We start from the raw sequence: 12,915 nt of genomic DNA on the forward strand, positions 1-12,915 counted from the left end.
GCGCTGCGTTCAGCCTTCGGCCCCGTCCGACGCATCTCGCACGAGGCTGACCAGCGTCGAGGCGTCGACCTGACCGACGACCCGGGCGGCCACAGCGCCGTCGCGATCCACGATCACCGTGGAGGGCACAGCAGCAGCGGTCAGCACCCCACGGAACGCCAGGATGGTGCGAGCGCTGTCTGCTGGGCGGACGCTCGGGTACGGGATGTCAAAGGCACGCTCGAACGCGCGAGCGGCGTCGGGGCTGTCGCGGACGTTGATGCCGAAGAACTGCGCTCGTCCCTTCAGGCGCCGGGCGGCATCCACGAGCTCGGGCGCCTCAGCACGGCACGGACCACACCAGGAGCCCCAGACGTTCAGCACCGTGACCGTGCCGAGCAGGTCACCGTCGCTCAGGCTCGAGCCGTCGAGGAGGGTGGCCTCGAACGAGGACACCGACGGCCGGTCACCGGGCGCGTACTGCTGGACGACGTCGCGCGTGGCGCCAGAGCCCGTCGAGCCCTCGGCACCGCCGAGGCTTGGGCGTCCCATCACCAGCCATGCCACGATCCCGGTGACGACGACTGTCGCGACGAAGACTAGACCGTTCTTCCGTCTCGGGTTCACAGCGGCGCCTGCAAGCTGACCACCAGCACCTGCAGGGCCGCAACACCCCGGGACCACAGACCCGAAGCCTGGAGCAGGCCGATCACGATGAGCAGTGCCCCTCCCCCGCGGGTGATCCACGACGAGCGACGACCGACCCAAGCGAAGACACGGGTCGCGCGGGAGATCGACATCGCCGCCACGATGAACGGGATCCCCAGCCCGACTGCGTAGAAAAGCGACAAGAACGCCCCGCGCCCAGCCGTCGCCGTGGTCGTGGCCAAGGTCAGCACGGCCGCCAGTGCCGGACCGACGCACGGCGTCCATCCGACTCCGAACACGGCGCCGAGCAGCGGGGCACCGGCCAGTCCGATGCGAGGCGTGACCCGCGGGCGGATCGTCCGCCCCAGGACGGGAAGCCGCCCGGCGACTCCCGTGAACAGGATGCCGAGGCAGATGGTCAGCACACCTGCCGCCCGCACGATGGTGTCCTGGTGGACGGCGAGCCGAGCCCCGAGCGACCCGAAGGCCATCCCATAGCTGGTGAACACGACTGCGAACCCAGCGACGAAGAGGACGGCGCCCGTGACCGTGCGGGACCTCCGCGCACGCGGGCCGCCGGCCAACTCCCGGGCAACCTCGGAGTCGGCTCCGGCCATGCCGGCGACGTACGACAGGTATCCGGGCACGAGAGGTAGCGAGCACGGCGTGAAGAACGAGAGCAACCCCGCGAGCAGCGCGATCGGGAGCGCTGCCAGCATCGACCCGTCGAGGATGGCGCCCTGTGCCCCTCCCATCACAGCAGGGTGGACCAGTAGGACCAGAAGCGCTCGCCGATCAGCACGAGCAGCAGCAGGAACGGCACGAGGAGCAGGGGCGCGTGCCACTCCCGCACGATCGCCACGCCCCTGCTCGTTCGTGCCCTCTCGCCGAATGCTCCGGCGGACAGGTTGCGGAGGGTGACGTACCAGAAGGTCGGGATCACGACCGCCCACACGACCATGCAGTAAGGGCACAACGCACCGATGCGATAGACGCTCTGGAACGCCAGCCAGGCCACGAGAACGAGACCCGCCGTCACGCCGGCCTGCAGGCCGAGCCAGTACCAGCGAGCGAGCCGACCACCGGCAAGGATCACCATCCCGGTCGTCACGACGACCGGGAACGCAGCCACCCCGATGACCGGGTTCGGGAAGCCCAGCAGCGACGCCTGAGCCGTCTCCATGACCGAACCGCAGCTGAGCACCGGGTTGATGCTGCAGGTGGGAACGTAGTCACTGTTCTGCGCGAGCTTGATGCGCTCGATCAGCAGGACTGCCGCAGCCAGCAGGCCTACCAGTCCGCCGCCCACCAGACCCCAGGCGAGCCGCCGATCGTGGTTCACCCCGCCAGGGCTTCGTCGAGGGCCGTGGAGAAGTCGTCGGCCGTCTGCGGCTGGAACAGCTCGCCGTCGATGTAGAAGGTCGGCGTGCCCGCCACCCCGAGCGACTCGCCGTCCGCCACGTCCTTGGCGATCCGCTCCTCGATCTCCTGCGAGGCGTAGTCGGCGTCGTACTGCTCCATGTCCAGTCCGATCTCCTCGGCGTACCCGCGGAACCGGTCGTCCATCGGCTCCTGCGACTCACCCCACTCAGCCTGCGTCTCGTACATCCGGTTGTACATCGCCTCGAGCTCACCCTGCCGCGCGGCGGACTCCACGGCCTTCGCTGCGCGACCCGAGTTGAAGTGACCGGGCAGTGGGAAGTAGCGGATCACGAAGGTCACCTCGCCGGCGTACGTGTCGCGGAGGTCCTCGACGATCGGGTACGCAGCACCGCACGCCTCGCACTCGAAGTCGAGGAACTCCACCATCGTGACGCCGCTCGATCCCGGCTCGCCCAGGACTCGGCTGTCCTCACGCACGATGGCGCCGTCGGCGATGGCGGCCTCGAGCTCTGCTGCGGCCGGTCCGTCGTCGCCCTGCAACCGGTCAGTGAGGAGGACACCCCCGATGGCCAGGACCACGATCACCGCCACGGCCAGTGCCGCCTTGCTCTGCTGTCGCACGCTCTCTCCTCACGTCTACTAAGAACGATAGTAGCAACGCTGCGGAAGCCCGGACGCACCCTCTACTTCTACTATCCCTGATAGTAAAGGTCGCGTCACCGGGTGGACACCTTCTGTCCCCCGCGCGGACGTCGGCTCCCGGGAGCGTCGGCGCCACCTTCAGACGAGAGGACCCCGACGTGAAGCGTCGTTCCCTTCCTGCCCTGGCTGCCGGCACCGCTGCCGTGCTCGCCGTGGGTATTGCCGCCGCCAACGCGGTTCCCATCGGCTTCGGCGAAGACCGCTCCGCGGAGCTGGCCAAGCAGATCGACCCCTCCAAGCCCAAGAACGTCATCCTCATCATCGGCGACGGCATGGACGACTCCATGATCACCGCCGCACGCAACTACGACCTCGGGGCCAACGGCCGGTTCGCGGGCCTGGACAACCTTGCCTTCACGGGCGCCATGACGACCCACGGCCTGAAGGCGGGCACCGCGCCCGACTACCCGATCGCCTACGTCTCCGACTCCGCGCCGACCGCCTCGGGCTGGTCCAGCGGCAAGAAGACGATCGACAGCCGGATCTCCCAGGGTCCGAGTGAGGCCCTCAACATCGCTGGTGAGGACTACAAGACCGTTCTCGAGTACTTCAAGGAGGCCGGCAAGCCCGTCGGGAACGTCTCCACCGCCGCCCTGACCGACGCCACCCCCGGCGCCGCCGGAGCGCACATCAACGCACGCGCCTGCCAGGGCCCGCGGAACATGGACGCCACCGGCGCCAACAACTGCACCCCGACGAAGAAGTCCGAGGGCGGCAAGGGCTCGATCGCCGAGCAGCTCGTCGACAACGAGATCGACGTGCTCATCGGCGGCGGATACGACCGGTTCGCCCAGGCCACCGACGCAGGCCCGTCGGTCATCGACTACGCCACCGCGACCTACGGCTACGACCTGGTGCGAACGGCTGGCGAGCTCGACGCCGTGACCTCGATCGACGACGGTCCTGTTCTCGGCCTCTTCGCACCCGAGAACATGACGCCGATGTACCAGCCCTTCCTCGCCACCGCTGCCGGCTCCGGCGGAGCGAACACCACGTGCCAGGCCTCGGACCGAGGAACCCAGCCTGACCTCTCCTCGATGACCAAGAAGGCCATCGAGCTGCTGGACAACGATGACGGGTTCTTCCTCCAGACCGAGAGCGCGATGATCGACAAGCAAGAGCACGCGATCGACATCTGCGGTGCGATCGGCGACCTCGTCGAGCTCAACGAGACCGTGGAGGTGGCCCTTGAGTACCAGGCCGAGAACCCGGACACCCTGATCATCGTCACCGGCGACCACGCACACTCCACGCAGATCGTGGGAGGCGCCGGCCAGGGCACCCAGACCGCAACCGTGCGTACGGCCGACGGTGACCCGATGACGGTCGCCTACTCGACCGGTGTTGGCGGCTCGAACCACACCGGCGCGCAGATCCGCGTCGCGGCGTCGGGTCCGCAGGCAGCCAACGTGACCGGGGTGATCGACCAGACCGATCTGTTCAACACGATGATGGGCCGCACGCCGAGCACCTTGCCGACCGACCCGGCACCGACCGTGACGGTCACGGCCACGCCGACGCAGAGTCCCACCCCCACGCCGACTCCGCAGCCGACGTCGACCCCCGCGCCGCAGCCGAGCAGCAAGCCTGCCGTCCAGGTCGCGGCACCGAAGACCGTCGCCCGCGGCGAGCGCGCGTGGATCGCCGTTGCGGCAGGCGACGCCGACACGGTCAAGGTCGTGCTGATCCAGGGCAAGAACCGCATCACGAGGACGCTCAAGGCCGCCGGCGGCACGTTCCGGCTCCCCGCGCTCCGCGCAGGCTCGGCCCGAGTCAAGGTCATCGCCAAGGGCGAGGGCGGCACCACCAAGGTGAAGGAAGCCATCCGCATCCGCTGATCTCACCGCCAGGCCGCACGCCGCGACCGCGGTTCCTCACGGGGAGCCGCGGTCGCCGTGTGTTCCTCAGCTGTGCCGGTCGAGCCCGATGTCGGGGTCGAGCTTCGCTGCTCGCCGGAGGTCGGGCGGTTGTGTATGCCCCTGCCCTGTGGCGAGCCGCTTGGCGCTACGCGCGGCATCTTGAGCTCGACGACGATCGAGCCGCTGTCTCGCTGAATAGGTTCTGCCTTCAGACAGATCGTCCGACGTGACGCCGTACCTGTCGCGATAGGCGGCGACGACCTCCACGTCGGAGAGCCATGTGGCGTAGTCCCCCTCGTCAGTTGGTGGCACCCCCATGGGTCGGATCCAATGTGCGTCCTCAGCGATCGCTTGAGATGTCAGGGCCGCAACCCGGAGTTCGATCAGGTTGTGTCGCTCGTTGATCGCGTTCCGATGTTCGCCAGTCATGGGACCGAGTGGTTCCGGGATGAGACCGGCGATCAGCCGCGGATGGTCGTGGCATCGGCGCGGCGCGTAGGACGCCGTCTGCGTGACGCGGTACTCCAGGACCGCGGCTAGGTCGTCGGCGTCGTCGAGTGGGTGCTGAGCGACGATGCGAGGGAGGAGGACCTCGAGGTCGTGGTGGTGCGCTTCGGCTCGACGCAGGGCCGCCACGAGTGGCCCGAATGCGGCGGACTCGTTGAGGGCATCGAGTTGATCGTTGGTGAGTCCGGATCGCTGCAGGAGGTCGAGGAAGCGTCCGCGTTGTGCTTCTGCGGCGATGGTCTCCAGCTCTGCCGCGAGCCGGTCGACGCTGTTGTAGGTCTCGTGCTCGCGCGTGATCGTGTCGTGGGCCGACAACGACGCACCGGAGGTCGCGAGGACCGCCGCCAGGACCGACCTCGCGTCAGTCTCGCGCTCGTGCATCGAGTGTTCGTCGTCGGGCTCGTCGACGGTGACGTAGGCCCGGTTCGATTCGCGTCCCCTCGTCATGGCCACGTAGAGGTTCTCGCGGGTGGTTGTGGTGGTGACGACGACGTGTGCGGTGTCGACGGTGACTCCTTGGGCGCGGTGCGCGGTCACGGCGTAGCCGAGGTCGAGGTGTTCGCGGACGTAGGGGCGTGGGAGTACGACGCAGCGGCCGTGTGACTCGGTGCTGGTGACGACGACGGATCCGTCGCGTCGCACACTGGTGACGCGCCACCGGTCTCCGTTGCGGACCCACCCGGTGCCTGGGGTTGTCAGTGTGCGGTCGTTGCGTCGGGTGATCACGAGGTCCCCGGCCGAGGCGCGGGTTCCGCCCCTCAGCTCCACCTCTCGACCATTGATCGGTCCCGGCCGCGGGCCGGTGAGGATCCGGTCGGCTCGTGCTCGTTCGTTGAGCGCATGTACCGCGCCAGCCGAGTCAGTGACCATGACGCTGGAGAGGCCGGCGTCGCGGTCGGACCGCCATCCGGCGTAGGCGGCGTCGAGCATGGCGTCGGTGTGTCCCTCGCGGAGCCGGTCGTGCCGCTGGTAGGTGTCGATGACTTGCTGGTCCCCGGCCCTGAGCCCGAGAGATGCGTTCTTCTCCCATTCGTGGTTGAAGCGGTGCAGCTCCAGCAGCTGTGGGGTGTCGGGGCGTCTGCCCACCAGGAGCGCGAACGCTCCGCCGGCATCGACTGACTGCAGCTGGTGGGGGTCACCCACGAGCAGCACCTTCGCGCCGGCCTCGGTGGCGATGGCGGTGATCCGGTCCACCGTCGTCGTACTGGCCAGGGTCGCCTCGTCCACGATCACGAGCTGCCCTGCATGCAGCGCCGTTCGGCCGCGGCCGTGCTCGTAGAGCCACTTCGCGGTGTTCTCACAAGGCACGCCCAGCTCGCCGGACAGTGCCTGCGCAGCGACCGCGGACGGTGCGAGCCCGACCACACTCCTCCGCCCAAGTCGCTCGCTGCCGGCCATCCACGCGGATCGCAGCGCACACATCGTCGTCGTCTTACCGGCACCCGCCGGCCCGACGAGCAGGTCGACCTGGCGCGCCGACCGGGTGATCGCACGGACGGCTTCTCTCTGCTCGTCACTCAGATGCGGCTGCCGTCGGAGTTGTTGCTCGACCGTCTCCGACGGGAGGGTCACACCACTTGTGTCGTTCGCGCGAGCCAGGAGGCGCGCCTCGGCGTCGAGCACCATCCGCGACGAGTACCTCTCGCCGTGACGCTGACGGAAGACGCTGGTCCCGTCTGGTCGCCTGAACGTGGGCGGTGAAGCGGCGAGCTCGGGCGGGGTGAGGGTCAGGGACCTGCGCTCGGCCGCTTCGACGATGGCTTCGGTGACCGCGACCCGGTCGGCAGTCGTGGCGAACATGCGCCCTGTGGTCTGGGTGGCTGCCTCGGCGAGCAGGTTCCAGTGGCTCCAGGTCGATCGCCGCTCGGACACCGCCGCGACAACGCGTTCGCTGAGCTCGTCGATCGCTGCCGCTGGGATCGCTTCCGCAAGCAGGGACTCGCTGCCCTGGTCGACAAGGCCCGCAGACCAGGGCGTCGGGTCCTGTCCGAGGAGCCCGGCGGCGCGAGTGCGCCACTCGGTCGTGAGTTCTGCCAGTGACCGGACCTCTTTCGGCGGTCGGGTGGCCAAGGTCGCTCGGGCGCGGATCTCCACGATGGTCCGGGCCGACGGATGGCGACCGTGCCGGGCGGCGTACTCGGCGATGAGCTCGTCCTTCTTCGCCTCGATCTGCCTGGTCCGTCCCGAGAACTCACGGATCAACTCATCCGGGACGCCCGCGAGTTCCCAACGCGGGTTCCGGTCCGACCCGCGCTGACGCAGCTCCCACTCCAGACCTAAATCGCGACTCAGCCGATCGACTAGGAGTGCGTCGTAGTGAGCCGACAACCCCGTCCGTGCCGCGAACACTGGCCGTCCGTCCAGGCTGCGCCACCCACCGTCCATCGCGGCACGGACCTTGTTCGCAATGACGACGTGGGTGTGAAGCTGCGGATCGTTCGACCGGGAGTCGAAGTGGTCAAACGCAGCAGCCGCCACACCAACCACGCCGACCTGCGCAACCGCCCCGTCTCGTTCCGCGAACCCGGCACGCGTCGCCGCAACCTCGCGCTCGAAGTACGCGAGGACGTCGCTGACGGCCGCATGGTGAGCCTCGACAATCCGCGCCTGCACGTCGGCATCAGCCACGCCCCACAGCACAGACACCGACTTCGGGACGCTGAACGTCAGGTCATACCCAGCCACAGCACGCCGACCCCGACCATCAGGCCCCTCGGGGTCGGCGGCACCCTCGTAGACCGGGTACGCCCGACCGAGCTGCACCCCCGTCACGGGGTCACGGCCCATCCCCACCAACAGACCGAGCTGCTCCTCCGTCACGACGGCGCCCGCCACGATCTGTCCATCGCCAAACTCGCCGAGCCCCGATCCCAGCCATCGTCCTGGCGGAGTCCCCACGTCGGCGTAGTAGCGAGTCAACGGCGTCGACAGCACCCGATCACTGTCACCAGCAGCCACGCTTTTGAGCAGGTACTTGTAGCCGCTGCCCGCCGACATCCGGCGCATCGAAACAGTCACGGCCAGACCAACCCCATAGATGTCAGGTAGCCCGCGTTATCCCCACCCCTCGATCTGCACAGCGTGTGAAGTCCGTGAATGCAGGTATCGAAGGTGGCGATGACGGCGTACCTGCTTGACGAGGCGGATCGAGGGAGGGCTGATGAGCTGGCAGCTGGGCGTTGCGCGGATGAGCGTGAGGTGTCGTAATAGAAGGCGGATGTCGAACGGGAGGGTTCGGCGTTCGGTTTGGTCACTTGGCCCGCGGGGGTCCAGGACGGAACGGGTCTCGGGTATGACGAACCAGCGGAGGGTCGCAGCGCTCGTTCTCGCCGCGCTCATCACGGCGGCGTTGGCCGCGTGCAGCAACGGTCCGGCCAGTACCGACGTCCCGTCGACGACTACGTCACCCGAGGAGCCATCGTCCTCGGCCCCGACCAGCGAGACCCCGACATCCGGTGCGGACGCGGCGGAGCAAGCCGCAGTTGAAGCCATGCATAAGTACTTCGCCGTGGTGGACGAGTTGCGTCAGGATCCGGCAGTTCCACTCGGCCGGCTCAAGGCCGTGGCGCTGGGTGGCCAACTCACGGCTCAACAGGTCTTCACACGGAATCAGCGCAAGGCGGGCAATCGCCAGGTGGGAGACACGAGGTTGCCTGAGGTCGTCGTCCAGCAGCTCAACACCGACGACTCAGCACCGGACGGCGCTGTGGCCCAGCTCGACGTCTGCTGGGACGTGAGCACAGTCGACGTACTGGACCGCCACGGCAAGTCCATCGTGACTCCCGACCGATCCGAACGCGGCTGGACTCGCTACACCCTGACCAACCCAAGGGGCGAGGCTCCGTTCGACGACGGTTGGTTTGTCTCCAACGGCGAGGATCTGGAGAAGGCACCGTGCTCGGCTGCGTGAGGGCTGCTGTTGCCCTCGTTCTTAGCGTTGTCGTCCTTGCCCCCAGTCCCGCAATGGCCGACACGGAGTGTGGCCAGACAGACCAAAGCACCGGCGCCTGCTTGGTATGGGTCGAGGTGCCGGGTACCACCGGAAATCCTGGAACCCCTGACGACAACGAGCCGGCGGACACCGGCTCCGGTCACGCCTGTTACTGGGATCCGGGCAAGCAAGGGCTCACTCAACCGCCGGCAGGGCCGGTCCCGTGTGAGTCGGACAGTGGCTACTGGTCCAACACGCTCAACTGTTACGTGAAGCTGATGGATCCGCAGCCGCCAGCCGGCGACACCGCATGGCAAGGACATGAACCTGGCGATGGTGCGGTCTACCTCTGCTACCAGCCACAGACGGGGATCGTGCTCTTCCGATGGTCGGCCGACCCGCCCGACCAGTCCGGGGCCGGTCCGACGCCGCGCGATGTCGCCCAACTGGCAATTGCGACGATGGACCTGAAGGCGGTTCGGATCGGGATCGCGCCGAAGGCGAGTGAGGACAGCATCGGCATCGTCGGGATGCCGGTGTGGATGTGGGCCAGCCAACCGGACACCGAGACGGTGGGACCGGCGACCGCGACGGCGTCAACCGCGGGCATCACTGTGGTCGCAACGGCGACGCTCGCCAGGGTCACGTGGGACATGGGCGACGGTACGACGCCGGTGATCTGCCGTAAGCCCGGGACGCCGTATGAGTCGAGGTTCGGCAACCGGTCGTCGCCGGACTGCGGCCACACCTACATGACGTCGAGCGCCGGCGAGGAGGACGACAGGTTCACGGTGACGGCGACGTCAAGCTGGATCGTGTCGTGGGAGGGCGCAGGGCAGGTCGGGACGATCCGCCTCAACGGGCTGACGCGGACCACCCGAGTGGCGATCGGTGAGGCGCAGGTGCTCGTGCAGTAGGCGGGCAAAGCAACGGGGAGGGCGACGACATGACGCACATGACCATGCGAGACGACCGGACGTCCGGCACGTCGCCGGCACCGGCCGCGCCGCCGTTGAGACCGCCGCCGCGGCTACGGCGCCGACCGGCGCTCATCGCCGGCGCCGTGGTGAGCATCTGCCTCGGCGCACTCCTGGCAGCGTGGGCGTGGAGCTCGACCACCAACACCCAAGAGGTGCTGACCGCCCGCGCCACCATCCCACGCGGAGCCGTCATCACCAGCGACGACCTCGCCCGGGTGCGGATCAGCACAGACCCTGCGTTGGCGCCGCTGCCAGCGTCGGCGTACGACGACCTCCTCGGCCAGCACGCCGCCCTAGACATCGCAGAAGGCGGACTGCTCACCGCCGCATCGGTCACGACCGAGCCCGTCCCTCCCGAAGGGATGTCGGTGGTCGGGGTGGCACTGACCCCTGCGCAATCTCCGAGCATGGAGCTGCGCAATGGCGACAGAGTCCGGGTCGTGGTGACTCCCGGCGAGGGCGGCGAGCCCTCGGCTGGTGCGCCCGTCTTCAGTGATGCCGAGGTGGTCGGGTCGAGGACCGATGACCTGACGGGCGACCTGCTCGTGGACCTGATGGTCCCGAGCTCGGAGGCGACCGTGCTGGCAACTCGCGTTTCGACGGCGAACGTGGCTCTGGTTCTGGACTCGGGGGCGCAGTGATGGCTGTCATCGCGCTCACCTCAGCGTCGGGTTCACCCGGTGTCACCACGACCGCAGTCGGGCTCGCGCTGTCGTGGCCACGACCCGTGCTGCTGGTCGAGGCCGACCCGACCGGATCCTCGGCGGTCCTGGCCGGCTACTTCCGCGGCACCCGGGAGTACGAGGCCGGGCTGGTGGAGCTCGCGCTCGCCCCGGTCGCCATCGCGGACGCACTGCGCGACGTCGTCACCCGTCTGAACGACGACCATGCGTGGTTCGTCGCAGGCACCCGCGCACCCTCGCAAGCGGGAAGCCTGACCCCGCTCTGGACTCCGTTGGCCGAGGCCCTGGCCGATCTGAACGATCAGGGGCAGGACGTCATCGTCGACGCCGGCCGTCTGGGGCTGGCCGGCACCCCTGCCCCCCTACTCGAGACCGCCGATCTCACGCTCCTGCTGACCCGCTCCGACCTTCCAGCCCTTGCGAGCGCTCGCGCTTGGGCGACCAGCGCGAACGGAAGCAGTGCCTGGAGGAACGGCGGAGCGATCCTGATCGGCGAGGGCAATCCGTACTCGCATCGCGAGGTAGCGAAGGTCCTCGACCTCCCCGTGATTGCCACCCTTCCGGACGCCCCCCGCGAAGCCGCTGTGTTCCATCGCGGATCCCCGCCCCCGCGCAACTTCGACGCCGGGCCACTCGCGCGCGGGCTGCGCGCAACTGCTGCGTCGGTCCAGGCCGCGGTAAGCCGAAGCCGTGCCGAGCTGGCGGGCCAGCCATGACTAACGGCATCCACCACGAACTCCACCACGAGATCACCCGGGACCTCGTGGACGTGGCGTCCCTACCCCTGTTCGCCCGGCTACCCGAGCCCACAGAGGTCACGTCGACGCACCTAGGGGAGACACCAGCCGTCGGCCCCAACAGCACCGATACCGGCGTGGACTGGTCGCTCGTCGCGGCGCTACGCGCCCAGGCGTCCGACCGCCTCAGCCAGTCGATCGCCGGCGAACGCGCCCGCCTCGACCGGATCGCGCAGGAGGAGCTCGGACGCTCCATCGTCCTCGATCTCGTCGAGTCTGCGATGGCGGAGGCGGTGAATGACGGGACCCCTGCCTGGTCGGCCGCGACGCAGACGTCTCTGGCGCATGCTGTCTTCAACTCGCTGTTCCGGCTGGGGCGGCTGCAACCCCTCGTCGACGATGACCAGGTCGAGAACATCATCATCGCCGGGCACGACAACGTGCGACTGGAGCTCGTGGACGGATCGATCGTCCGCGGACCCCAGGTGGCCGACTCCGACGAGGAACTGATCGACTTCCTGGTCTTCCTCGCATCCCGGAGCGAGGTTAACGCGCGCTCGTTCTCCGAAGCCCAACCCCGACTCCACCTCCGCCTCGACGGCGGAGCCCGACTGGCAGCGGCCGCATGGGTTACACCCCGCCCGTCGGTGGTCATCCGCCGCCACCGCCTCATGCAGGTCACCCTCGACGACCTCGTCAACCGAAATATGCTCACCCCGCTCGCGGCCTCGTTCCTCCGCGCCGCGGTCAAGGCCCGCAAGTCCATCGTGGTGTCCGGCTGCCAGGGAGCCGGGAAGACCACCCTCGTCCGCGCACTGTGCGCCGAGATCGATCCCTTGGAGGCCATCGGGACGTTCGAGACCGAGTACGAGCTCCACCTCCACCAGCTCGCCCACCACGAGATCGTCCACGCCTGGGAAGCACGGCCCGGCTCCGGTGAACGCGGCGCCGACGGCAAGCACGCCGGCGAGTTCACTCTCGACGAAGCCCTCACCGACTCGTTCCGCTTCAACCTCTCGCGCCAGATCGTGGGCGAGGTCCGCGGCCGCGAGTCTGGGCAATGATCAAGGCGATGGAGTCCGGCACCGGGTCCATCTCCACCACCCACGCATCCGACGCCGTCGCGGCCATCCGCAAGCTCGTCACCTGCGCCATGGAAGCCGGCCCCCACATCACCCAGGGACTGGCCACCGGCAAGCTCGCCGCAACCCTCGACCTGGTCGTCCACCTCGACCTCGACACCACCCGACCCACCACCAACCACCACCGGAGCAGTCACGGCACCCCCGGCCGAGGTGCAGTGCCGAGCCGAACGAGACGCGTTGCCGAGATCGTGGCGATCGACCCCGGTGAGCGAGAGACCGGCTACGCAACAACCCACGTCTTCGCCACCGGGCCCGACGGGACCGCCCGACCCGGCGTGCTCCCCGACGCGTATCGGGACTTGGGCGGGTACGGGTTCGACCTGTCGGGTTACCTCGCCGAGCAGGGGGTCCTGTCGTGACC

The 12,915-nt window shown here is 68.6% G+C and carries 12 protein-coding genes; 7 read left to right on the forward strand and 5 right to left on the reverse strand.

Translation table 11 applies throughout. From position 1 onward, the window contains the following. Positions 1-9 precede the first annotated feature (9 nt). The 4 genes from KDN32_RS12125 to KDN32_RS12140 are packed head-to-tail and all read right to left on the reverse strand — an operon-like array spanning position 10 to position 2,631. Entirely contained in the window at positions 10-606 is a 597-nt protein-coding gene (locus KDN32_RS12125) for a TlpA family protein disulfide reductase (RefSeq protein ID WP_211732536.1), read from the reverse strand. Beyond that, positions 603-1,382, reverse strand: coding sequence for a cytochrome c biogenesis CcdA family protein (locus KDN32_RS12130; RefSeq protein ID WP_211732537.1), 780 nt, complete (start codon positions 1,380-1,382; stop codon positions 603-605). The genes KDN32_RS12125 and KDN32_RS12130 overlap by 4 nt, the downstream gene beginning before the upstream one ends. Further along, positions 1,382-1,936 carry a vitamin K epoxide reductase family protein gene (locus KDN32_RS12135; protein ID WP_307854027.1) on the reverse strand — a complete coding sequence of 185 codons (555 nt, stop codon included), beginning with the start codon at positions 1,934-1,936 and terminating at the stop codon, positions 1,382-1,384. The genes KDN32_RS12130 and KDN32_RS12135 overlap by 1 nt, the downstream gene beginning before the upstream one ends. 29 nt (positions 1,937-1,965) lie before the next feature. After that, positions 1,966-2,631, reverse strand: coding sequence for a DsbA family protein (locus KDN32_RS12140; RefSeq protein WP_211732539.1), 666 nt, complete (start codon positions 2,629-2,631; stop codon positions 1,966-1,968). Between the two features lie 179 nt (positions 2,632-2,810). On the opposite strand from KDN32_RS12140, the gene KDN32_RS12145 reads away from it, so the two are divergent. Continuing rightward, the gene (locus KDN32_RS12145; protein WP_211732540.1) at positions 2,811-4,550 is read left to right on the forward strand and encodes an alkaline phosphatase; all 1,740 of its coding nucleotides are present in this window, start codon (positions 2,811-2,813) and stop codon (positions 4,548-4,550) included. Between the two features lie 66 nt (positions 4,551-4,616). Here KDN32_RS12145 and mobF read toward each other — a convergent pair whose 3' ends face one another. After that, positions 4,617-8,084: a MobF family relaxase gene (gene mobF, locus KDN32_RS12150; protein WP_283093529.1), complete on the reverse strand. Its 3,468-nt coding sequence runs from the start codon at positions 8,082-8,084 to the stop codon at positions 4,617-4,619. A 286-nt stretch (positions 8,085-8,370) separates the two neighbouring features. On the opposite strand from mobF, the gene KDN32_RS12155 reads away from it, so the two are divergent. The 6 genes from KDN32_RS12155 to KDN32_RS22445 all read left to right on the forward strand — a co-directional run bounded on the left by KDN32_RS12155 (position 8,371) and on the right by KDN32_RS22445 (position 12,913). After that, entirely contained in the window at positions 8,371-8,988 is a 618-nt protein-coding gene (locus KDN32_RS12155) for a hypothetical protein (RefSeq protein WP_211732542.1), read from the forward strand. Positions 8,989-9,278: 290 nt separating this feature from the next. After that, positions 9,279-9,926, forward strand: coding sequence for a hypothetical protein (locus KDN32_RS12160; RefSeq protein WP_249217030.1), 648 nt, complete (start codon positions 9,279-9,281; stop codon positions 9,924-9,926). A 29-nt stretch (positions 9,927-9,955) separates the two neighbouring features. After that, the gene (locus KDN32_RS12165) at positions 9,956-10,630 is read left to right on the forward strand and encodes an SAF domain-containing protein (protein ID WP_211732544.1); all 675 of its coding nucleotides are present in this window, start codon (positions 9,956-9,958) and stop codon (positions 10,628-10,630) included. After that, a complete protein-coding gene (locus tag KDN32_RS12170) occupies positions 10,630-11,388 on the forward strand; it encodes a CpaE/TadZ family protein (RefSeq protein WP_211732545.1) in 759 nt (252 codons plus the stop codon). Before KDN32_RS12165 ends, KDN32_RS12170 begins: the two co-directional genes overlap by 1 nt. A gap of 47 nt (positions 11,389-11,435) precedes the next feature. Continuing rightward, positions 11,436-12,473 (forward strand): TadA family conjugal transfer-associated ATPase, encoded by a 1,038-nt coding sequence (locus tag KDN32_RS22440; RefSeq protein WP_307854030.1) that lies wholly within the window; start codon positions 11,436-11,438, stop codon positions 12,471-12,473. An 8-nt stretch (positions 12,474-12,481) separates the two neighbouring features. Continuing rightward, on the forward strand, positions 12,482-12,913 hold the full coding sequence (locus KDN32_RS22445) for a P-loop NTPase family protein (protein ID WP_249217031.1): 432 nt from the start codon (positions 12,482-12,484) through the stop codon (positions 12,911-12,913). Positions 12,914-12,915 lie beyond the last annotated feature (2 nt).

Origin of the sequence: Nocardioides palaemonis (assembly GCF_018275325.1) — a bacterium.
GTDB lineage: Bacteria > Actinomycetota > Actinomycetes > Propionibacteriales > Nocardioidaceae > Nocardioides > Nocardioides palaemonis.